We start from the raw sequence: 22,480 nt of genomic DNA on the forward strand, positions 1-22,480 counted from the left end.
GGTCGATGGAGTCAGCGTTCGGTCGAGTGTGTCGTCGGGTGGGTCAACGCGACCATGCTAGCCAGTGGTCCGTTCGGGTGCCCGCCCAAGGCTGTGACGTGCTGGCATGCGGGCCAGGGGCCTGCGGATACCCTGGGGTACGTGACGTTCCCCGTAGTCGGCATGGTCGGTGGCGGACAGCTCGCCCGGATGACCCACGAGGCGGGTATTCCCCTCGGCCTTAAATTCAAGCTGCTCAGTGACACCCCGCAGGACTCGGCGGCCCAGGTGGTCAGCGAAGTCGTCGTCGGCGACTACCGCGACCTGGAGACGCTGCGCGCCTTCGCGCGCGGCTGCGACGTGATCACCTTCGACCACGAGCATGTGCCCACCGAGCACCTGCGCGCCCTGGAGGCGGACGGCATCCCCGTCCGGCCAGGCCCGGACGCGCTGGTGCACGCCCAGGACAAGGGGGTGATGCGCGAGCGGCTCACCGCGATCGGGGCCCCCTGCCCCCGCCACCGCATCGTCTCCGACCCGGCCGACGCGGTCGCCTTCGCGGACGAGGCGGGCGGCTTCCCGGTCATCCTCAAGACGGTCCGGGGCGGCTATGACGGCAAGGGCGTCTGGTTCGTACGCTCCCTCGCGGACGCCGAAGCCCCCTTCAAGGCGGGCGTCCCGGTGCTGGCCGAGGAGAAGGTCGACTTCGTACGGGAGCTGGCGGCGAACGTCGTACGCTCCCCGCACGGCCAGGCCGTGGCCTACCCGGTGGTCGAGTCCCAGCAGGTCGACGGGGTCTGCGACACCGTGATCGCCCCCGCGCCCGGCATCAGCGAGGAGCTGGCGGGCGAGGCCCAGCAGCTCGCCCTGCGGATCGCCGCCGAGCTGGACGTGACCGGCCACCTCGCGGTCGAACTCTTCGAGGTCCGCGGACCCGACGGCACGCCGGGCATCCTCGTCAACGAGCTGGCGATGCGCCCGCACAACTCCGGCCACTGGACCCAGGACGGCGCGATCACCTCGCAGTTCGCCAACCATGTGCGCGCGGTCCTGGACCTGCCGCTCGGCGATCCGCGCCCGCGCGCCCGCTGGACGGTCATGTGCAACGTCCTGGGCGGCGACTTCCCGGACATGTACCAGGCCTATCTGCACTGCATGGCCCGCGACCCCCAACTCAAGATCCACATGTACGGCAAGGACGTGAAGCCGGGGCGCAAGGTCGGCCACGTCAACACCTACGGCGACGACCTCGACGACGTGCTGGAACGCGCCCGTCATGCCGCCGGATACCTGCGAGGGACGATCACCGAATGACCTCTCCGTCAGCTCCCGCGGCCTCTGCCGCTCCCGTGGTCGGCATCGTGATGGGCTCGGACTCCGACTGGCCCGTCATGGAGGCAGCGGCCAAGGCCCTGGACGAGTTCGGGGTGGCGTACGAGGTGGACGTCGTCTCCGCCCACCGGATGCCGCGCGAGATGATCGCGTACGGCGAGCACGCCGACGGACGGGGGCTCCGGGCGATCATCGCGGGCGCCGGGGGAGCGGCCCATCTGCCGGGGATGCTGGCCTCGGTCAGCCCGCTGCCGGTCATCGGCGTTCCGGTGCCGCTGAAGTACCTGGACGGCATGGACTCCCTGTTGTCCATCGTGCAGATGCCGGCCGGCGTCCCCGTGGCGACCGTCTCGGTGGGCGGCGCGCGCAACGCGGGGCTGCTCGCCGTGCGCATCCTGGCCGCGTCCGACCCGCAACTCCAGGACAAGATGCGGGAGTTCCAGCAGAAGCTGAACGACGAAGCGACGGAGAAGGGCACCCGGCTGCGCGCCAGGGCGGCGGGCGCGGAGACCTTCGGATTCGGAAAGTAGGCGGCTCCCATGAGCAATCACCTCACCGAAGCGCTGGACCTGCTCGCCGAGTACCCGGTCGTGGACGGCCACAACGACCTGCCCTGGGCACTGCGCGAGAACGTCCGGTACGACCTGGACGCGCTGGACATCGCCCGGGACCAGACGGGCCATCTCCACACCGACCTGCACCGGCTGCGCAAGGGCGGCGTCGGCGCGCAGTTCTGGTCGGTCTACGTCCGCAGCGACATGGCGGGCGAGGACGCGGTCAGCGCGACGCTGGAGCAGATCGACGCGGTGGACCAGCTGCTCACCCGCTACCCCGGTGACCTGGTCCGCGCGCTGACCGCCGACGACATGGAGAAGGCCAGGAGCCAGGGCCGCATCGCGTCCCTGATGGGCGCCGAGGGCGGCCACTCCATCAACAACTCGCTGGGCACCCTGCGCGCCCTGCACACGCTGGGCGTCCGCTACATGACGCTCACGCACAACGACAACATCGCCTGGGCGGACTCCGCGACCGACGTCGTGAAGGCCCGCGGACTGACCGCCTTCGGCCACGAGGTGGTCCGCGAGATGAACCGCACCGGCATGCTGGTGGACCTCTCGCACGTGGCGGCGTCCACGATGCGCGACGCGCTGGCGACCTCCACGGCGCCGGTGATCTTCTCGCACTCCTCGTCACGTGCGGTCTGCGACCACCCGCGCAACATCCCGGACGACGTCCTCGCACTGCTCCCGGCGAACGGCGGCATCGCGATGGCCACGTTCGTACCGAAGTTCATCCTCCCCGAGGCGGTCGCCTGGACCGCCCGCGCGGACGAGAACATGCGCACCCACGGGCTGCACCACCTGAACACCACGCCCGCGGGGCTGAAGGTCCAGCGCGCTTTCGAGGAGGCGCACCCCCGCCCGATGGCCACCGCGTCGACGGTCGCCGACCACCTGGACCACATGCGTGAGGTGGCGGGCGTCGACCACATCGGCATCGGCGGCGACTACGACGGCACGGCTTTCACCCCGGCCGGCCTGGAGGACGTGGCGGGCTACCCGAACCTGATCGGTGAGCTGATCGGCCGCGGCTGGTCGAAACCCGACCTGGCGAAGCTGACCTGGCAGAACGCGGTACGGGTGCTGCGCGCCGCGGAGGACGTGGCCCGCGGCCTCCAGGCCGAGCGCGGCCCGTCCAACGCGACTCTGGCCGACCTGGACGGCTGAATGGATGGCCGGCCCGGGGGAGAATCCCGGGCCGGCCACCGTGCTCAGCAGACGCAGAGACAGAACGGGTGCCCGGCGGGATCCGCGTACACCTAAGCCCGCGGGCGCCCCATCGCCCGGTACACCCAGCCGGCCTCCCGCCAAGCGACCGGGTCCAGCGCGTTGCGGCCGTCCAGCAGTATCCGCTCGGAGGCCACCGCGCCCAGTGCCGCCGGGTCCAGCTCGCGGAACTCGCGCCACTCCGTGAGGTGCAGGACGACATCCGCGCCGCGTACCGCGTCCAGCGCGGTCTCCGCGTAGCCGAGCGTCGGGAAGAGACGGCGGGCGTTCTCCATGCCCTTCGGGTCGTAAACCGTGACCTGGCCGCCCTGGAGGTGGATCTGGCCCGCGACGTTCAGCGCGGGGGAGTCCCGTACGTCGTCCGAGTCCGGCTTGAAGGTCGCGCCGAGCACCGCGACCCGCTTGCCAAGGAACGAGCCGCCGCCCACGGCCTCCCGCGCCAGCTCCACCATGTGGCCGCGGCGGCGCATGTTGACCGAGTCGACCTCGCGGAGGAAGGTCAGCGCCTGGTCGGCGCCCAGTTCGCCGGCGCGGGCCATGAAGGCCCTGATGTCCTTGGGCAGACACCCGCCGCCGAAGCCGATCCCGGCCCGCAGGAACTTCTTGCCGATGCGCTCGTCGTGCCCGAGTGCTTCCGCGAGCTTCGCGACGTCGCCGTCGGCGGCCTCGCAGACCTCGGCCATCGCGTTGATGAAGGAGATCTTCGTGGCGAGGAAGGAGTTCGCGGCGGTCTTCACCAGCTCGGCCGTGGGGAAGTCGGTCACCACGAACGGCGACCCCTCGCCCACCGGCCCCGCGTACACCTCGCGCAGCAGCTTCTCGGCCCCCACGCTCTCCACGCCGACGACGATCCGGTCGGGGTGCAGGGTGTCCTTGACGGCGAAGCCCTCCCGCAGGAACTCCGGGTTCCACGCCAGCTCCACACCCGCACCGGCGGGCGCAAGATCCCGGAGCACCCCGGCGAGCCTGGCCGCGCTGCCGACCGGCACGGTCGACTTGCCGACGACCAGCGCGTTCGCCTTCAGATGCGGCGCGAGCCAGCGGAAGGCGTTGTCGACGTACGACATGTCGCAGGCGTACTCGCCGTGCTTCTGCGGGGTGTTGCAGCACACGAAGTGCACATCGCCGAACCCGCCCGCCTCCTCCCACGACGTGGTGAAGCGCAGCCGCCCGGTCGACCCCTGGATCCCCGCGACGTGCCGCTGCAGAAGCTCTTCGAGTCCGGGCTCGTACATGGGGACGCGCCCCTGCGAGAGCATCTCGATCTTCTCGTGGACGATGTCCAGACCGAGCACATCGAATCCCAGCTCAGCCATGGCCGCGGCGTGGGTGGCACCGAGATAACCGGTACCGATCACGGTGATTTTCAGGGCCATCAGGGAGCTCCAGGGGGGCGTACGGGATCGGTTGCGCGCCCGAGCATAGTCGGGGCGCCCGGTGCCCGGCCCGACCCCTGTCGTGCAGCTCACGTATCCCTGTGGGCGGGCAGCCTCTAAAATCTAGTTACTTAACGGTAGTTAGCATCTTGGGGAGTGAGTGACCTTGGCAGGTTCGCCCGATTTCGACCTGTACCGCCCGGCCGAGGAGCACGACATGCTCCGCGACTCGGTGCGTGCCTTGGCTGAGGCGAAGATCGCGCCCTTCGCCGCCGCGGTGGACGAGGAAGCCCGCTTCCCGCAGGAGGCGCTGGACGCGCTGACAGCTGCCGACCTGCACGCCGTGCACGTACCCGAGGAGTACGGCGGCGCCGGGGCCGACGCGCTCGCCATGGTCATCGTGATCGAGGAGGTGGCCCGCGTCTGCGCGTCCTCCTCGCTGATCCCGGCCGTCAACAAGCTGGGCTCGCTCCCGGTGATCCTGTCGGGCTCCGAGGACCTCAAGAAGAAGTACATGAGCCGCCTGGCCAGGGGCGAGGGCATGTTCTCGTACTGCCTGAGCGAGCCCGACGCGGGTTCGGACGCGGCGGGCATGAAGACCAGGGCCGTGCGCGACGGGGACTTCTGGGTGCTCAACGGCGTGAAGCGCTGGATCACCAACGCGGGTGTCTCCGAGTACTACACGGTGATGGCCGTCACCGACCCCACCAAGCGCTCCAAGGGCATCAGCGCCTTCGTGGTCGAGAAGTCCGACGAGGGGGTCTCCTTCGGCGCCCCCGAGAAGAAGCTCGGCATCAAGGGCTCCCCGACCCGTGAGGTCTACCTCGACAACGTTCGCCTCCCCGCCGACCGGATGATCGGCGAGGAGGGCACAGGCTTCGCCACGGCGATGAAGACCCTGGACCACACCCGCATCACGATCGCAGCCCAGGCCATCGGCATCGCGCAGGGCGCCCTCGACTACGCCAAGGGCTACGTCCAGGAGCGCAAGCAGTTCGGCAAGCCGATCGGCGACTTCCAGGGCATCCAGTTCATGCTCGCGGACATGGCGATGAAGCTCGAAGCGGCCCGCCAGCTCACCTACTCGGCCGCCGCGAAGTCGGAACGCCTCGACGGCGACCTGACGTTCTTCGGCGCGGCCGCCAAGTGCTTCGCGTCGGACGTCGCGATGGAGGTCACGACGGACGCGGTCCAGCTCCTCGGCGGGTACGGCTACACGCGCGACTACCCGGTGGAGCGCATGATGCGCGACGCGAAGATCACGCAGATTTATGAGGGAACGAATCAAGTCCAGCGCATCGTGATGGCGCGGAACCTGCCGTAGCGGCCACCGCCCCCTGCCCGAGCACGCCCAGGGAAGCCCCGGCCGCCGGGGCTTCCTCACTTCGGGCAGGGCCCTTGACCACGCTGCGCGCGCTGTACGGGCTGTCGCAATACGTTCAGGTATACGACAGCTCTGACCGAAGAGGACTGTATTTCCGCATTCCCCCTGCCCGGTGTCCCTGACCGTCTGCACACTGTCGCCATGGAGGATCAGGAACAGCAGACGCAGACGCCGGGGCGGTTCTTCATCAATGTGCAGCGCCGGGACGACCCCGTATCCGAAGTCACCGAGCTGGATGCGATGGCCTCGGCGCGCAAGTACGGCGAGATCGTGGTCCGGGGGCCGCTCTTCGGCTTCGCCGAGCAGCGGCGTGGTGAACGGCCCCGGTGGCGGCTGCTCGGCGGGATGGACACGGGGTATCCGCAGGACGCCCGGGACGAACTCAACTCGTATCTCTGGCTCAAGGCCAAGGACGAGACCGACGATCACCTGGAACGGCGCGAACTGCTCGCGGCGGTCGCCCGGTTGGAGACCGAGCCGCTGAACGCCGTGTCCGCCTGGGGTACGCGCTACCGCATCGTGCGCGCCGACGAGTTCGCCAGGATCGGCGGGGGCCGGCTGGAGCCGCCGAGGCCCACCGACGTCGATACGGACGGCTGGGACGAGCCGCGCGTCCGCCCGGTGCCGCGCACCAAGGGCTTCGTGATCGACCACAGCGCCGCGGTCGGGCTGACCGAGGGCCTGGACCGGGCCGGCCTGCTGCCGCTCTCGTACACCTCCCGGCGCTTCCCGCCCGACGTACTGGCGGACTCCCGGCGTGCGGTGACGACCCACCCCGGCCTGGTGCTGCTGCCGGTCGCCTTCCGGATCATGGAGCACAAGGAGCACACCTGGTCGATGGTGGGCGCGCAGTGCGTCACCCCCCAGGAGGCGCGGCGCTGGCTGGTGCACTACCTGACCGAGTCGCTGCCGATGTTCGGGAACATCAGCGAACGGGACGCCGAGGTGTACGCACGGGCGGCCGGGCGGTTCACCCAGCAGCGCAGGCCCAATGAGCTCCGGGTGCGCGGACGTTGCTTCCAGATCGTCCGGGTGGAGCGCATGATGCGCATCGGCCCGGACGGCCCCGAGCCCCCGCGGCGCTCGGACACGGACATCCAGGAGCCCATCAAGATCCGCCCCACCATGGACGAGTGGGGCACGATCACGCACGGGGAGTAGCCCGGGCGGACGGAGCAGGACAATGCAGTTGTCTTTGAGTAGCGGAGATCGTTGCCCCGCGTGTGACGGGGTGGGGCGCGGGCCAGCGGGTGCGAATTGGGACCCTGACGAAGGTGTTCACCGCCGAGCTGGTCGATGCGGAGTAGCCAAGCACGACCGAGCCGAGCGGCGCCGCCGACTTCCCTGCCGGGCCGATCAGGTCGCACCGGAGGGCGTCCGGCTGGAACTGTGGGCCTACTTCGCGGTCACCACGCGATCCGCAAGTTCGCTCACACAGCGGCGCTCGCCCGCCCCGCCGTGGACGCCGACCGCATTTCCGACCTGAAGTGCGTCCGCAGCATCCCACCCCAGCTCGGAGCGACCGACGCCAGGCTCACCCGCTCCTTCACTGAGGCCAGGCAGGAGGCACGCGCGCGCCTCCTCCCGGCCCGGCGCAATCGGGACTGCCCACGCGCGGTACAAGAAGCCGAACCGATAGCCCGTGCTGAGGACCCGCGCCAGACGCGGCACCGTGCAGCCCGGCCGTTGGGCCCACAATCAGTCCAGGAAGCCGAAGAGCACCTGCCGGGTCGAAAGGCCGACTCAGAGAAGCACCAACCCCCACCGCCCTAGAGCAGGTACTGGGCGTCCCCGTTCCCGAGCGACCAGTCGGCATCGGTGTTCTCGGTCAGCACGACGAACACGTTGCGGGGTTCCGTCCCCGCGTATTCCTGAGCGAGCTCGGCAATACGTCGGTACAGCGCCTGCTTCTGGGCGGCCGACCGGCCACCCCGCAAAGTGATCGCCACGTACACGATGCCGTCGTCCCGCTGCACGTCGAGGTAGGTGCCGTGACGCAAAACGCTGCGTTCCCCGTCGTGTCCGGTGAGGATCTGGAAACGATCGTCGTCCGGGATCCCCATCGTCTCGCCCAGCGCCTCCTGGACGGCGCGCCCCAATGCCTTCAATCGCTGGGCGTCACAGCCCAGAACATCGATGCGAACGAGCGGCATGGAGCCTCCTGGGGAGATCGGCAATGCGACACCGAGTGTACGTACCAGTAGGTACACACGACGTGCGAGTGCCGCCTAAAGCAACTGCATTGGACGGAGCAGGCCCCCGGGCCGGGGTCCGGGGGCCTGCTCCGTCTTGTCCAGCGGACCAGTTCGGGTCCAGTTCGGGCCCAAGCCGGGCCAGTTCGGGCCCAAGCCGGCGCTAGTTACCCGAAACCGTCACCGTGTCGTCGTCCTTCAGCTCCTGCACCAGCTGCTTGACCTTGGTCTTGTCCCAGACCAGATTGCCGCCGGTGGAGCCGGAGATCGGCATGTTCATCTGCTTGCCGTCACCGCCCGACACACCCTTCATGGCCCAGAACATGGATGCCAGGTTCCACAGGCTCATGTCCTTGTCCACGATCAGCGTGTCCAGGCCCGCGCCCATCACCGGGTAGAGCTTGAAGGGGTTCATGATCGTGGACGGGGTGGCCGTCTGGGAGGCCAGGGCCGCCAGGAACTTCTGCTGGTTCTTCGTGCGCTGCAGGTCGCTGGCCGCGAAGGCGTGCCGGGTGCGGACGAAGGCCAGGGCCTGGCTGCCGTTGAGGGTCTGCTTGCCCGCCGGGAAGTCGGCGCCGGAGTCCTTGTCCTTGAACGCCTGCGGAATGTCCATCTGGACCCCGCCGACCGCGTCCACGATGCTTGCGAAGCCGTCGAAACCGATCTCCGCGTAGTGGTCGATGTGCAGCCCGGTGTTGTACTCGATGGTGCGCACCAGCAGCTCCGGGCCGTCCTCCGCGTACGCGGCGTTCAGCTTCGTCTGCCGGCCGGTGTTCGGGTAGAGCTTGCCGGACGACGAGCCCTTGTACGACGGGATCGTGACGTTCGAGTCACGGGGCAGCGAGACCATCGTGTTCCCGTGGTCACCGACGTGCAGGATGATCATGGAGTCGGTGCGCTTGCCCTCGGCGGAGCCGGTGTGCAGCTTCTTCTTGTCGGCCGCGGACATGCCGTCGCGGCTGTCCGAGCCCACGATCAGGTAGTTCGTGCCCTTGCCCGTGGCGGGACGGTCGATGACCTTGGACAGGTCGACCTCGCGGCGCAGCTTTCCGTCGGCCCAGAAGTACGTACCGATGGAGACGCCGAGGATCGCGATCACCAGGACCAGCGCGCCGATCTTGATGCGGCGGCGCCAGTTCGGGGGGGTGCCCGGACGTGTGGTGGGGTACGGGCCGCCAGCGCCCTGGCCGCCCTGGCCTCTCCGGCTGCCGGGGCCCGAGGGGCCACCCTGCCCGTAGACCTGGCCCGTGTTGTAGCCACTGTCGTACGCGGAGTCGTATCCGTTGTCGTAACCCTGGTCCTGCTGCTGTCCGCCGTACTGCCGCTGGGCAGGTGGCGTCGAACGCTGCACGTGCCGCATGACCCGAGCACCGTCGGGCTGTGCGTTCTCGCTGCCGCGTCCGTAGCGGTCCCTGTCGTCCATGTGGACCAGTGTGCCGTCACAGTGCGTATGTATTACAGGGCGGGTGTGGAATCGGGGCTGTGCTGTTGCAGAGCTGATGCAAAGTGCCGGGCTGCGGGCCCGGCCTAAGCTGGCACGTATGACAGATCTTCCGGGCAAGCCCACCTCGGCCTCACGAACCACCCTGAGTCACATCATGACGGGCAATGACACCAACCTCCTCGGTACCGTGCACGGTGGCGTGATCATGAAACTGGTGGACGACGCGGCCGGCGCCGTGGCCGGCCGGCACTCCGGCGGGCCCGCGGTCACCGCGTCGATGGACGAGATGGTCTTCCTGGAGCCGGTCCGCGTCGGTGACCTGGTCCATGTGAAGGCTCAGGTGAACTGGACCGGCCGGTCGTCGATGGAGGTCGGCGTACGGGTCCTGGCCGAGCGGTGGAACGAGTCGTCCCCGGCCCAGCAGGTCGGCAGCGCCTATCTGGTCTTCGCCGCGGTCGACGCGGACGGCAAGCCCCGGGCCGTACCGCCGGTGGTCCCCGGCAGCGAGCGCGACAAGCGGCGCTACCAGGAGGCGCAGATCCGCCGCACGCACCGGCTGGCCCGGCGCCGCGCGATCAAGGAGCTGCGGGAGCGGCACCTGGCCGACGGCATCGACGACTGAGCGAGCGGGACGGACACGCGCCCCGGGACCGCCGGCCGACTCGCGGACCCTTACTCGCAACCCCTTACTTGCAGACCACCTGGTCGCCCGTGACCGCCGCGAACCTGCCCGGATCCGGCTCGTCCGCCCGGACCGGTGTCACCGTGGTGAAGTCCGACCCGAGCGTCACCTTCAGCGTGGAGCCGATCCCCGTCACCGGACGCAGCTCCGCGTGCGGCAGCGCCGCCGCCAGCGAGCGCACCGACCGGTTCCAGCGCGGGTCGTACTCGATGACCGTGCGCTTGCTGTCCGAGGTCACCGGCCCGCCCGGGACCGTGGCCGCGACCGACGAGAGGAAGCCGGTGGAGCGCAGGCTCTTGTCGGCGCGGGCGGCCAGGCCGGTGGTCGATGTGCCGTTGGACACCTGCACCCTGATCTGGTTGGGCGGCACGTCGACCTTCCGCGCCTTCGGCGCCGCCGACCGGTGAACGGCGATCGGCACGTCCGCGCGGATCTCCCTGAAGAGCTTCCCCGCCTTGACCGGGTCCCACTTCACCGTCGAGCCGATGCCCTTGACCTGGTAGTTCATCTGCCCGATGGGTACGGAGGTGAACTCCGACGACGCCGGCTCGAAGCCCCGCATCGCCTGCCCGATGGAGAGCATCTCGTCCGGGCCGAAGCCCTTGTCCGCCCGGACCGAGCCGAAGATCGTGGACGCGACATCGCGGAACTTGACCGGGTTCAGCAGGACGCCGCTGCTGGTCGTCTTGGCGATGAGGGAGGCCATGAAGCGCTGCTGGCGCTGCATCCGGCCCAGGTCGGACGCCGCGTCGAGGTGGCGGGAGCGTACGTACTGCAGCGCCTGGCCACCGTTGAGCCTGCTGGTCCCCACCGGCAGGTCGAGCCCGGTGTAGGAGTCCTTCAGCGGGCGGGCGGAGCAGATGTCGACGCCGCCGAGCACATCCACCGTCTTCATGAAGCTGGTGAAGTCGACCTCCAGATAGTGGTTGATCTGGACGCCGGTCATCTTCTCCACGGTCTGCACTGTGAGCTGGGGGCCGCCCTGGGCGTACGCCGCGTTGAGCCGGAGCGGGTGGGCGGGGTAGCGCCTCCCGGAGGCGGGGTCGGTGCGCGCGGGTACCACCGCGTAGCTGTCCCGCGGCAGGCTCACCACGCTCACCCGGGAGCGGTCCGCCGAGACGTGGACGAGCATGACCGTGTCGGTGCAGTGACAGGGGGCTCCGCCCAGGTGGTACTTCTTCTTCTCCGCCGGCGTGATCTTGTCGCGGCCGTCGGTGCCGACGAGGAGCACGTTCATACCGCGGCCCGGCGCGGGACGGTCCTTCATGTCCTTGAACGGGTCGATACGGCCGATGCCGTCCAGCTCGCCGATGAGCGCGTGACCGATCCCGCCGGCGCCCAGCACCAGGACGGACAGGGTGGTGGTGATGCGCATACCCCAGCGAGGGCGGGGCGGGCGGCGCGGCGGCGGCCTGCGGCGGCGGGGTGGGGGCACGGGGGAAACTGGGACACCTCCGCGGGGGGCGGGCAGGGGAAGCGACCACGGTAAGCCGCTGTGATCAACATCCCGGGCAGGCCACCCGGCCGCCGCGCCCGGTGTCCCTCGTTCGCGGTAACGTGACCTTCCTATGGACGCCACGCCCGCCACGCCCGCTGTTTCTGTGATCATGCCGGTCCTCAACGAGGAGAGGCATCTGCGCAACTCGGTCCGCCACATCCTGGAGCAGGAGTACGACGGCGAGATGGAGGTGGTGATCGCCATCGGCCCGTCGTCCGACCGCACCGAGGAGATCGCCGCCGAGCTGGTACGGGAGGACCCCCGGGTCCACACCGTCGCCAATCCGACCGGCCGTACGCCCGCCGCGCTCAACGCAGCCATCAAGGCGTCGAGCCATCCCGTCGTGGTGCGGGTGGACGGCCACGGAATGCTCTCGCCGAACTACATCGCCACCGCGGTCCGCCTCCTGGAGGAGACCGGCGCGATGAACGTCGGCGGGATCATGCACGCCGAAGGTGAGAACGCCTGGGAGGACGCGGTCGCCGCCGCGATGACCTCCAAGATCGGCGTCGGCAACGCGGCGTTCCACACCGGCGGCAAGGCGGCCCCCGCCGAGACCGTCTACCTGGGTGTCTTCCGGCGCGAGGCGCTGGAGCAGCAGGGCGGGTACAACGAGGAGTTCATCCGCGCCCAGGACTGGGAGCTGAACTTCCGGATCCGCGAGGCCGGCGGCCTGATCTGGTTCTCGCCCGAGCTGCGCGTCCAGTACCGCCCGCGCCCCTCGGTCCGGGCGCTCGCCAAGCAGTACAAGGACTACGGCCGCTGGCGCCATGTCGTCGCCCGCTACCACGAGGGCTCGATCAACCTCCGCTACCTCGCCCCGCCGGCCGCGGTCTGCGCGATCGCGGCGGGCATCGTGGTCGGTGCGGCCGTCACCCCGTGGGCCTTCCTGGTGCCGGCCGGCTATGTCGCGGCCATCGTGGCGGGCTCGCTGCCGGCCGGCAAGGGGCTCTCGCCGAAGGCGCGGGTGCGGATCCCGGTGGCCCTGGCCACCATGCACATGTGCTGGGGCTTCGGCTTCCTGACCAGCCCGCGCGCGCTGGCCCGCAAGGTCATCGCCAGCCGCCGCCCGGCGGTCCGCACCGCCGTCTGAGCGTGGAGAAAGGGCCGGCCCGCCCGCCGTGAGGCGGCAGGCCGGCCCTTTCCCGTGCTGTGCTCCGGCTTACGGACCCGGGTTACGAGGTCCAGGTGTACGCCGGGTCCACATGCATGCACGCCGACTTGTCGTCCCCGTGCAGTGCGTTGGCGGAGTCCGGTGTCTTCCCGTCGTCCCCCGCGGACTTGGGGTAGACCTCGCCCGTACGCCAGTCGCTTCCGACGATCACCGTGACCCCGGTGACCTGGGTGGACTTCGTCACGGACTTCAGCGGCACGCCCATGGCCTTCGCCACCGACTGGGCGTCGCCCTCCAGATCGGCGCTGGGGAAGAGCACCTCGGTCTTCTTCTGCGGGTCCAGCGACTGGTCGGCCACGGCGCGTGCGAAGCCCTGCCCGGTCAGCAGCGCCGCGACCGAACCGGCCCGGCCCTTCGACGGCAGCCCGCCGTCGCCCCCCGTGCCGTTCCGCACGGTGATGCCGATCTCGCCCTTGGGCGCCGCAGGATCGTCGGAGACCTTCTCGGCGGGCTTCTTCTTGGCCCCCTTGCCGTCCAGCGGGGTGTCGTCCCTGATCATCGCGAACAGCTGGTCCGCGTCGCCCGCTTTCGGGTCCACCTTCTCCTCGAACCCGGGCCGTACGGAGTTCACATTCGGCATGGTCGTCATGGTGATCCGGGACGTCGGGACCTTCTGGAACTCCCCGGCCAGGTCGTACAGGTTCTTGACCGTCTCGATCCCGGTATCGACCTTGAGCGCATGGGTGGCCGTGTTCGCGAGGTCCATGAGCTTGCCGGGGTCGGTGAGCTTGGTGCCCTCACGCAGCTGGCGGACCATCGAATTCATGTACTCGTGCTGGGCCTTGGTCCGTACGACGTCGGTGTCCGGCCAGAATCCGTACCGCGTCCGCAGCCACTGGAGCGCCTGCTGCCCCTTGACCGACGTGGTGCCCTTCTTCAGCTTGAGCCCCGAACCGTGGCCGTCGTGGGTGTGCGAGTAAACATTGGCGTCCACACAGACCGGCACCCCGCCGACCGCATCGGCCATGGAGACCACACCGGCGAAATCGATCTTCATGAAGTGGTCGATGTGGATGCCGGTGAGGGATTCCCAGGTGGCCACGGTGCAGCCGGGGCCGCCGCGTCCGAGAGACTCGTTGGCCAGGGTCCAGCCCGTCGCCGGATAGGTCTTGCCGTCCTCAGCCGTGCACTTGGGGATCTTCAGCACGGTGTCCCGCGGCAGGCTGACGACCGACATGTTGCTGCGGTCGGCCGAGACGTGCACCAGCATCTGCACATCCGCCAGGGGAGCGGCGCCGAAGGTGTTCTTGGCGCCGCCGAGCTTCTGGTTCTCCTTGGAGTCCCGCGCGTCCGAGCCGATCATGAGGATGTTCAGCGGGGTCTGGCCCGCCGCGTTGGCCTTCGCCTTCGGGGCCTCATGGTCGCCGAGGTTGAGGGCGCTCTTCTGCAGATTCGCGTTCAGGTGGCGGTAGTAGAGATATCCCGCGCCCGCGGTGCCGATGATCAGCAGTGCCGCGGCGCCCGCCACCCAGCGGAGTATTCGGCGCTTCCCACGCCGCGCGCGCCGCCGCGACGTCCGTTGTCGGTGGCTTCCGCCACCGCCCGTCGGGCCGCCGCCCGTCGGGCCGCCGCCCGTCGGGCCGCCGCCCGTCGGGCCGTCGGGCCCAGGTCTCGGGGCGCCCTGCCCGTGCAGGGCGCCGTCTTGGCCGAGTTGGCTCGCGCCCCGACTGCGAGGCCGCGTCCCCTCCCCCCGCGTGCTGCTCTTTCCCACCAGGTCCCCCCTGCTACTCAGGTATTCGTATGGCCCGGTGACCTGGCGTCACTTGGCGCACACGCTCTTGTCGGCTTCGACCTTCTGTATGTCGGCCGGCGGCTTCGCCGGCGCCGTGATCGGCGTGCCGGCGGCCTTGAAGTCCGCCCCCAGGACGAGCGTCATCGGGGTGAGCCCGACGGAGTCCTTCGTGCCCGGCTTGAGCGCCGCCGCGGGCAGGCCCATGATGTCGGCGAGCTTGCGGGCCTGATCCGCCTGGTTCGGCGCGTAGCTGAGGGTCGTCTTGGTCAGATCCGGCTTGTAGTTGCCGCCGTTCTCCGACTTCAGTACGCCCTCGGTGTTCTGCAGCCAGGTCAGCGTGGTCTGCGCCGATCCCGGCTGGGCCCCGCCGTTGAGTACCTTGACCCGGACGTCGGAGGCGTTGGCCTGCTTCCCCTTGAGGAGCGCCTCCTGCTTGCTCGCGGCCGCGTCCTTCTTCTTCTTGACCTCGGTGAGCGAGACGTCGTCGCGCATCATCGAGAACAGCGGGTCCGCCTGGGCGTGGTTCACGACCACGGTGGCGTGGACCTTCTCCGCCGGGTTGTCCAGGACCGGCAGCGTGGTGAACGTGACGTTCTTCGGGTTCACCGACTTCAGGTCCATCGCGAGGCTCTTGAGGTGGTCGATGCTCCCGATGCCGCTGTCGACGGTGAGCGCCTTGGTCGCCGCGTTCGCCAGGTCGTAGAGCTTGGTGGGGCTGGTGAGCGTGTCGCCCGACGTCATCTTGCGTATCAGCGAGGCCAGGAACTGCTGCTGCACCTTGATGCGGTCCAGGTCGCCCTGGTTGCCGAAGCTGTGCCGGGTCCTGACGAAGGCCAGCGCCTGCTCGCCCTCGACCTTGGACTTCCCCGCCGGGAGCTTGAGATGCGACTCCTTGTCGTCCACGGGGTGCGCCACACAGACATCGACGCCGCCCACCGCGGTGCTGAGCGTCTTGATGGCGTTGAAGTCGGCCATCATGAAGTGATCGACCGTCAGGCCGGTTATGGCCTTGACCGTCTTCATGGTGCAGCCGGGGTCGCGGTCGTCCTGGCCCAGGCTGGTGTTGAAGCGGACCTGCTGCGTACCGGGGATGGTCTTCATCGACCCGTCGGGCTGCTTGGTCTGGCAGTCCGGGATGTCGGTGATCAGGTCGCGGGGGATGGAGAGCGCGGTCGCGTTCGTCCGGTCCTTGGAGACATGGAAGAGGATGTTCGTGTCGGCGTGGCCGACGCTCCCCTTGTCGCCGTAACCCTCGTTGCCCTTGCCGGTGCGCTTGTCCGTACCGATCAGCAGGATGTTGACGGCCCGGTCCTTGGTGGAGCCCGAAGTACCGCCGACCACATCGATCTTGTTGATGTTGTTGTTGAAGTGCTCGTAGAGCAGATACGTGGCGACCGAGCCGCCGATGAGGACGAAGGCCGTCACACCGCCGGTCCACATCAGCGCCTTTTTCCTGCGCGACTTCTGCTGCTTGCGCTTCCGGCGGCCGGCCGCCGTCTGCGGCCCGCTCCCGGGACGGCCGTCCTGGCCGCTCCCCGCCCGGCGGCTGCGCTGTCCGGGCACGTCGCGGCGCGGCGACTGCGGCGGCGACTGCTGCTGCGAACGCCTGCGGGAGGACTGCTCCGGCAGCGAATCCCTGCGCCGTGTGCGGCCGGAAGCGGACTCGGAACTGGAAGCCGTCCTGCCCCCCGACTGCGGTCCGGAAGGGTTCAGTCGCAGTTCGTAATTGCCGGTTTCCGGGTTGAGCACCCACTGGTCTGCGGGGTCGATATCGTCCCGGCCACGGCTATGCGCGTCCACGGTTGCCTGTGTCCTCCGTCGGTGCCACGCGAGGCGCCCTCCCCCCGGGCGCTCGGTCTTTCGTCCTGCAGTGCGCGACCACATGGCCGGACGCACCGGATCGCGTCACACTATCTGCCCGGATCAATGTCCAGCGACGTCCGGGACATATTCCTTGGCGCTTACAACTGGGCATACCACCCAATCCACATGCCCTGCGGATACGGGTTTGAGAATTGTTTACCCGCAGGCCGCGGCGGCCGCATTCGTGCCCGGGAAAGTGGCCTGCGGAGAAGGTGATGATTTGCCCTGCCCGCCGGCGTCCGCGGTGCCTCGGGTGCTCTCCGTGCCCGGGGCCGCCGAGGTGCCGGTGCCGCCCTTGGTCACGGTGACCGGGGCGTCATCGCGGAGCCGCTTGAAGAGCCGGTCCGCGTCCGGCTGCACGAGCTGGTCGCGGTCGCGGTCGGCGGTGTACGGCTCACGAGGCACCGTCAGGAACTGGACCCGGTGGGTGGGGATGTCGCGCATCCGCCGCGTCAGGTCGTACAGGTCCCTGAGCGTGTCCAGACCGGGGTCCGTGGTCACCGACTTGGTCGCCGCGTCCAGCACCGGGTAGAGCCGCGCCGGGTTCAGCAGGACCCCGTTGCTCTGCACCTTCTTCACCAGCGAACCGAGGAACTCCTGCTGGCGCTGCATGCGTTCGGTGTCGCTGCCGTTGCCGATGGAGTGCCGGAGGCGTACGTATCCGAGCGCCTGCTCCCCGTTGAGCGTCTGGCGGCCCGCGGGCAGCTTGAGATGGGCGTCCTTGTCGTCCACCGGCTTCTTGAGGCAGACCTCGACGCCGTTGACCGCGTCGACCATGCCCTTGAAACCGTTGAAGTCGACCACCATGTAGTGGTCGATCCGGATCCCGGTCATGTTCTCCACGGTGCGGACGGTGCAGGCGGTGCCGCCGAACTCGTACGCCCAGTTGAACTGCACGAACTGCTTCTGCGTACGGGTCTTGTCCGCCTTGACGCAGCTCGGCACGTGCGACATCAGGTCGCGCGGCAGGGACACCGCCGTCGCGCTCTTCTTGTCCGCGGCGAGATGCAGCAGGATCGTGGTGTCGGAACGCTGTGACCCCTCGTCCCTGCCGTACTTCTTGTTGTCGCCCGAGCGCGAGTCGGACCCGATGAGCAGGATGTTCTCGGCGCCGGCCGCGGCGGGCGTGGGGCGCTCCTTCTCGTACGCGCGCAGCTCCGCGGTCGTGGTGTTGTCCGTCTTGATGTTGTGGTCGAGCTTGTTGTAGAACCACCAGCCGGCGCCCGCGGCGACGAGCACGACGAACGAGACACCGATGGCGGCCCAGCGCATCCAGTGCCGCTTGCGCCGCTTCGGCGGCTCGGGGGCGGCGTTCGACGGATCCGTGTCCTGGCCGTCCGTCTGCGGCTCGTCGTCGGGCGTACCAGCACTGTCGGTCACGTCTGCGTCCATCCTTCACGGAGTCGGCGACGCGCTGGGCCGCCGATCGACCGGACGGACGGCTGAACCGCGCGCGGGGTTGTGCTCTCTCCTGATCATGTACCGGAGACCGCGCCGGTTCCCGGGGGCTCGTCCAGGGGTGGGCCAGACGGGTGGCCCGTCAGGGTCGGCGAGCCTGGCGCCCGCTCGCTTCAGTGCACGACGGAGTGCGTGACCCGCTCGCTCTCGACGCGCTTTTCGAGGCCGCCGTCGGACAGCTGCCCGAGGTTGCGGCACAGCACCACCGAGGCGCCCGCCGCGAGCGGGGCGTAGAGACCGGTCGAGAGACCGTCCCAGCTGTCGTACGGCCGCCCCGACAGCAGCCGTGCCCCCGGGGCGAGTCCGACACCCGCCGCGTCGTGCATGGCCCGCTCCACCACCTGCGCGCCGGACAGCTCGGTTCCGCCGACCGCGAGCGCGGGTGCGGCCGGGTCGACCGGGGCGTACGGCGCGAAGCGGTCGCCCTGGCTGGGGACCTCGACCGCGTAGTCGGCGAACCCGGCCGGCGGCTGCGGGAAGCGGCCGCCGAGCGGGCGCAGCGCCAGCGCCACCCGCTCCCCGCCGCAGGCGCGCGCCTGCTCCAGGGTGTCGGGGCCGCTGACCACCAGGTCCGCCTTGGCCGGGTCGCCGCCGATGTCGGCGAGCACGCCCACCGACGAACAGGCGAGCAGCCATACGGCGCTCTGCCAGTGCGCTGGGAGCAGCAGAGCGAGCCGGTCGCCCGGTTCCGCCGACAGCTCGCCCTGGAGCAGATTCGCGGTCTTGGCCACCCAATTGGCGAAGGTCGCCACGGAAAGTTCGACGCGCTCGCCGGTCGCATCGTCGTAGAACGTGACAAGAGGGCGCGCCGGTTCCAGGGCGAGTGCGGATCGCAGCAGGTCGGCGGGGGTGTGGTCGCTGGCAGTCATGCGGGAAGCGTACGTCGCGCGAGGTGCCGGGGACGGCTGCCTCCGCGGATTCCACGGCCGGCCGGCCACGCCGGCGAGCCGATGCGGCGTCAGTTGCGGGATGGACAGAGTCAGGTGGGTATGTCCAAATCGTTGCTATGCGTGCTCCTATGACTACCTCTGTACTCTCCGCCTCGATTGCCGTGGCATGTGCCGCCGCGCTCGCCCTCCCGGCCGCCGGACCGGCCGGCGCGACCACGCCCCGCGCCGATTCGCCGGCCACGCCGTTCCCCGGCTCCACCCAGTCGCTGCGGCTCAACCCCTCCGCCGACCGCTCCACGGACCACTCGGCCGCCGCCGCTCTGTCCAGGCAGAAGGTCAAACCGTTCTCGCTGGTCGGCGTGGTCTGGAACGACAAGAACGCCCACCTGAACGGCACCGTCCAGTTGCGGACCCGCCGCGTGGGCTCCACGGCCTGGACCGGCTGGCAGTCGGTCGAGGCCCGGAACGACGGCCACGCGCCCGACCCCGCCACGGCGGAGGCCGAGTCCTCGGCCGTGCACGGTTCCACCGCCCCGCTCTGGGTGGGCAACTCGGACGCGGTCCAGGTCCGTGTACACGCCAAGGCGCCCACCGGTGCCACCCGCGCCGCGGCCACCCCGCTTCCGAAGGGGCTGCGGCTGGACCTCGTGGACCCGGGCCCCGACCCGCACCCACGACCGGCCGACCCGACGGCAACCGATCCCACAGCGGCCAAGCCGACGCCGACTGAGCCGACGGCAACTGACCCGACGGCAGCCGACCCCACAGCGACTGAGCCGACGGCAACCGACCCGACAGCGGCCGATCCCACCGCGGCTGACCCCACGGCAGCCGGCCCGAACACCGCCGGCTCCCAGTCCGGCGATCACGCCGCCCCCACCGAACTGCCCGCCCTGAGCAAAGACGCCACCGTGGCCGAGCTGGAGGCCACGGGTGCCAAGGCGGGCCCCTACGTCGCGCCCCGGCCGCGCATCGTCACCCGTGAGGGCTGGGGCGCCGACGAGAGCGTCCGCGAGTCCGCCTTCCGCTACACGGACACCGTGAAGGTCGCGTTCGTCCACCACACCGCGACGGGCAACAACTACACGTGCGATGAGGCCCCCTCGCTGCTGCGGGGCATCTACCGCTACCACGTGAAGAGCCTCGGCTGGCGGGACATCGGATACAACTTCGTCATCGACAAGTGCGGCACCATCTACGAGGGCCGCGCGGGCGGGATCACCAAGCCCGTGATGGGCGCCCACACTCTCGGGTTCAACTCCGACAGCACCGGCGTCGCCGTCCTCGGCACCTTCACCTCGACCGAACCGCCCGCCGCCGTCATCACCGCGCTCTCCCGTTTCACGGCGTGGAAGCTCGGGCTGACCGGCGCCGACCCGGCCGGGAAGACCACCTTGGTGTCCGGCGGCGGCAACCGCTACCCGGAGGGCACCAAGGCGACGCTGGACGTGATCTCCGGACACCGGGACGGATTCAGCACCGAGTGCCCGGGAGACCGCCTCTACGCCAAGCTCGACGCGATCCGCAGCGCGGCCGCCCGCGACCAGGGCCGCTGAGTCCCGGCAGTCCGTACGGCCTGCCCGCGACGGCAACTCCGTACAGCCTGCCCGCAACCGCGCTTCACCCGTCTGCATACACTGGCCAGCCGTTCAAGGCCCGCCCCAGCAGGAAGCAGAGACGTCAAGGTGACAGAAGCGATTCTCCTGGTCGGCGGCAAGGGCACGCGGCTGCGGCCGCTCACGGTCAACACACCCAAACCGATGGTCCCGGCGGCGGGAGTCCCGTTCCTCACCCACCAGCTCGTCCGCGCGCGGGCCGCCGGGATCGACCACATCGTGCTCGCCACGTCGTACCTCGCGGAGGTCTTCGAGCCGTACTTCGGCGACGGGTCCGCGCTGGGCCTGCACCTGGAGTACGTCACCGAGGAAGAACCGCTGGGTACGGGCGGCGCCATCCGTAACGTCGCGGAACGCCTGCACTCCGCGCCGGACGAGCCGGTCCTCATCTTCAACGGCGACATCCTCACCGGCCTGGACATCGAGGCACTCGTCACCACCCACGGGACCTCGGGCGCGGACGTCTCGCTCCACCTCACACGGGTGGAGGACCCGCGCGCCTTCGGGCTCGTCCCCACGGACGTGACCGGACGGGTGACGGCCTTCCTGGAGAAGCCGCAGACACCCGAGGAGATCGTCACCGACCAGATCAACGCGGGCGCGTACGTCTTCACGCGCTCGGTCATCGACACCATCCCGGCCGGGCGCCCGGTCTCGGTGGAACGGGAGACTTTCCCCGGCCTGCTCGGCTCGGGCGCCCACCTGCAGGGCATGGTCGACTCCACGTACTGGCTCGACCTGGGCACCCCGCAGGCCTTCGTACGCGGCTCGGCCGACCTCGTACTCGGCCACGCCCCGTCCCCGGCAGTCCCGGGCCTCTGCGGCGACCGGCTGATCCTGGAAAGCGCCACGGTGGCCCCCGACGCCAAGGTGACGGGCGGCACGGTCATCGGTGCCGGCGCGGTCGTCGGCGAAGGCGCCAGGATCGACGGCAGCACGGTCCTCGACCACGCGGTCGTCGAGCCGGGCGCGGTGGTCACCGACTCGCTGATCGGCGCCGGCGCCCGGATCGGGGCCCGCTCGGTGCTGACCGGTGCGGTGATCGGCGACGGCGCACGGGTGGGCGCCGACAACGAGCTGCGCGCCGGGATAAGGATCTGGTGCGGGGCCGTGCTGCCGGACGGTGCCGTGCGTTTCTCGTCGGACCAGTAGCCTCTACGGGGTGGCAGGACGTTTCATCGCCAGGGCCCCGGGCCCCCACTCCGCCGACCTCGCTCTGGTCCTCGGGGTACTCCGCCGTGGTCCCTGGGACCCCACGTACCGGACGACGCCGGACGGCGCGGTGTGGCGGGCCAGCCGTACGCCGGAGGGGCCGGGCACACTCCGGATCTCGGCGGACGGGGCGGAGGCTTGGGGCCCCGGCGCCGACTGGCTGCTCGCGGGCCTTCCCGGGCTGCTCGGCGAGCTGGACGACCCGTCGGGCTTCGTACCGCGCCACCGGCTGGTCGCCGACGCGCACCGGCGCCGCCCCCACCTCAGACTCTGCCGCACCGGCCTGGTCCTGGAGTCGCTGATCCCGTCGATCCTGGAGCAGAAAGTCACGGCCGACGAGGCGTACCGCGGCTGGCGCCGGCTGCTCCGTGCGTCCGGCACACCCGCGCCGGGTCCCGCGCCCGAGCACATGTACGTCATGCCCGATCCGCGCGGCTGGTCGCTCATCCCGTCCTGGGAGTGGCACCGCGCGGGTGTCGACAACAAGCGCGCGTCCACGATCCTGCGCGCGGTACGGGTGGCCCGCCGGCTGGAAGAGGCGACGGCGATGGCACCGGCCGACGCGGCCCGCAGGCTGGAACTGATTCCCGGCATCGGCCCCTGGACCTCGGCGGAGACGCTCCAGCGCGCCATCGGAGCACCGGACGCGGTCACGGTCGGCGACCTGCACCTGCCGGGCATCGTCGGTTACGCGCTGACGGGGCGCCGGGGCGTCGATGACGACGGGATGCTGGAACTCCTGGAACCGTACGCGGGCCAGCGCCACCGCGCGGTCCGGCTGATCCTGCTGACGGGACGGGTACCGCAGCGCCGCACACCGAAGATGCCGCGCACGGACATCGCGCGGTTGTAAACCCCGCA

18 protein-coding genes are annotated in these 22,480 nt (G+C 70.0%); 10 read left to right on the forward strand and 8 right to left on the reverse strand.

The genetic code is table 11. From position 1 onward, the window contains the following. The first annotated feature begins 141 nt into the window (after window positions 1-141). The 3 genes from OG452_RS21665 to OG452_RS21675 are packed head-to-tail and all read left to right on the forward strand — an operon-like array spanning window position 142 to window position 3,038. A complete protein-coding gene (locus OG452_RS21665; RefSeq protein WP_327297247.1) occupies window positions 142-1,293 on the forward strand; it encodes a 5-(carboxyamino)imidazole ribonucleotide synthase in 1,152 nt (383 codons plus the stop codon). Then, window positions 1,290-1,841 (forward strand): 5-(carboxyamino)imidazole ribonucleotide mutase, encoded by a 552-nt coding sequence (gene purE / locus OG452_RS21670; RefSeq protein ID WP_327297248.1) that lies wholly within the window; start codon window positions 1,290-1,292, stop codon window positions 1,839-1,841. The genes OG452_RS21665 and purE overlap by 4 nt, the downstream gene beginning before the upstream one ends. 9 nt (window positions 1,842-1,850) lie before the next feature. Next, a complete protein-coding gene (locus OG452_RS21675; protein ID WP_327297249.1) occupies window positions 1,851-3,038 on the forward strand; it encodes a dipeptidase in 1,188 nt (395 codons plus the stop codon). Window positions 3,039-3,130: 92 nt separating this feature from the next. On the opposite strand, the gene OG452_RS21680 is transcribed toward OG452_RS21675, so the two are convergent. Continuing rightward, on the reverse strand, window positions 3,131-4,474 hold the full coding sequence (locus OG452_RS21680; protein ID WP_327297250.1) for a UDP-glucose dehydrogenase family protein: 1,344 nt from the start codon (window positions 4,472-4,474) through the stop codon (window positions 3,131-3,133). Between the two features lie 166 nt (window positions 4,475-4,640). Here OG452_RS21680 and OG452_RS21685 point away from each other — a divergent pair, with 166 nt between their 5' ends. Together OG452_RS21685 and OG452_RS21690 are read left to right on the forward strand one after the other, a co-directional pair. Continuing rightward, entirely contained in the window at window positions 4,641-5,798 is a 1,158-nt protein-coding gene (locus OG452_RS21685; RefSeq protein WP_327297251.1) for an acyl-CoA dehydrogenase family protein, read from the forward strand. A 201-nt stretch (window positions 5,799-5,999) separates the two neighbouring features. Further along, complete coding sequence (locus OG452_RS21690; protein WP_327297252.1) at window positions 6,000-7,019, forward strand: DUF5954 family protein; 1,020 nt, start codon at window positions 6,000-6,002, stop codon at window positions 7,017-7,019. Between the two features lie 608 nt (window positions 7,020-7,627). Here the strand turns inward: OG452_RS21690 and OG452_RS21695 are convergent. Then, window positions 7,628-8,011 (reverse strand): tautomerase family protein, encoded by a 384-nt coding sequence (locus tag OG452_RS21695; protein ID WP_327297253.1) that lies wholly within the window; start codon window positions 8,009-8,011, stop codon window positions 7,628-7,630. A 202-nt stretch (window positions 8,012-8,213) separates the two neighbouring features. Continuing rightward, window positions 8,214-9,473, reverse strand: a complete 1,260-nt coding sequence (locus OG452_RS21700; RefSeq protein WP_327297254.1) for an LCP family protein — start codon at window positions 9,471-9,473, stop codon at window positions 8,214-8,216. A 118-nt stretch (window positions 9,474-9,591) separates the two neighbouring features. Here OG452_RS21700 and OG452_RS21705 point away from each other — a divergent pair, with 118 nt between their 5' ends. After that, on the forward strand, window positions 9,592-10,116 hold the full coding sequence (locus tag OG452_RS21705) for an acyl-CoA thioesterase (protein WP_327297255.1): 525 nt from the start codon (window positions 9,592-9,594) through the stop codon (window positions 10,114-10,116). Between the two features lie 64 nt (window positions 10,117-10,180). Here the strand turns inward: OG452_RS21705 and OG452_RS21710 are convergent, their stop codons facing one another. Next, window positions 10,181-11,647, reverse strand: a complete 1,467-nt coding sequence (locus tag OG452_RS21710; RefSeq protein WP_442810165.1) for an LCP family protein — start codon at window positions 11,645-11,647, stop codon at window positions 10,181-10,183. 97 nt (window positions 11,648-11,744) lie between these two features. Between OG452_RS21710 and OG452_RS21715 the strand changes: the two genes are divergently transcribed. Then, window positions 11,745-12,767, forward strand: a complete 1,023-nt coding sequence (locus OG452_RS21715; RefSeq protein ID WP_327297257.1) for a glycosyltransferase family 2 protein — start codon at window positions 11,745-11,747, stop codon at window positions 12,765-12,767. 82 nt (window positions 12,768-12,849) lie between these two features. Here OG452_RS21715 and OG452_RS21720 read toward each other — a convergent pair whose 3' ends face one another. From OG452_RS21720 to OG452_RS21735, 4 genes are all read right to left on the reverse strand, one after another. Continuing rightward, a complete protein-coding gene (locus OG452_RS21720) occupies window positions 12,850-14,559 on the reverse strand; it encodes an LCP family protein (protein ID WP_327297258.1) in 1,710 nt (569 codons plus the stop codon). Window positions 14,560-14,607: 48 nt separating this feature from the next. Next, window positions 14,608-16,380, reverse strand: a complete 1,773-nt coding sequence (locus OG452_RS21725) for an LCP family protein (protein WP_327297259.1) — start codon at window positions 16,378-16,380, stop codon at window positions 14,608-14,610. A gap of 219 nt (window positions 16,381-16,599) precedes the next feature. Then, window positions 16,600-17,835 (reverse strand): LCP family protein, encoded by a 1,236-nt coding sequence (locus tag OG452_RS21730; protein WP_327297260.1) that lies wholly within the window; start codon window positions 17,833-17,835, stop codon window positions 16,600-16,602. Between the two features lie 179 nt (window positions 17,836-18,014). Then, complete coding sequence (locus OG452_RS21735) at window positions 18,015-18,770, reverse strand: TIGR03089 family protein (protein WP_327297261.1); 756 nt, start codon at window positions 18,768-18,770, stop codon at window positions 18,015-18,017. A gap of 149 nt (window positions 18,771-18,919) precedes the next feature. Between OG452_RS21735 and OG452_RS21740 the strand changes: the two genes are divergently transcribed. The 3 genes from OG452_RS21740 (at window position 18,920) to OG452_RS21750 (ending at window position 22,472) form a co-directional block, all read left to right on the forward strand. Then, the gene (locus tag OG452_RS21740; RefSeq protein ID WP_327297262.1) at window positions 18,920-20,347 is read left to right on the forward strand and encodes an N-acetylmuramoyl-L-alanine amidase; all 1,428 of its coding nucleotides are present in this window, start codon (window positions 18,920-18,922) and stop codon (window positions 20,345-20,347) included. Between the two features lie 129 nt (window positions 20,348-20,476). Beyond that, window positions 20,477-21,559 (forward strand): NDP-sugar synthase, encoded by a 1,083-nt coding sequence (locus OG452_RS21745; protein WP_327297263.1) that lies wholly within the window; start codon window positions 20,477-20,479, stop codon window positions 21,557-21,559. Between the two features lie 10 nt (window positions 21,560-21,569). Next, the gene (locus OG452_RS21750; RefSeq protein ID WP_327297264.1) at window positions 21,570-22,472 is read left to right on the forward strand and encodes a DNA-3-methyladenine glycosylase family protein; all 903 of its coding nucleotides are present in this window, start codon (window positions 21,570-21,572) and stop codon (window positions 22,470-22,472) included. Window positions 22,473-22,480: the final 8 nt, after the last annotated feature.

The sequence above is a fragment of the Streptomyces sp. NBC_01197 genome, from assembly GCF_036010505.1.
Lineage (GTDB): Bacteria > Actinomycetota > Actinomycetes > Streptomycetales > Streptomycetaceae > Streptomyces.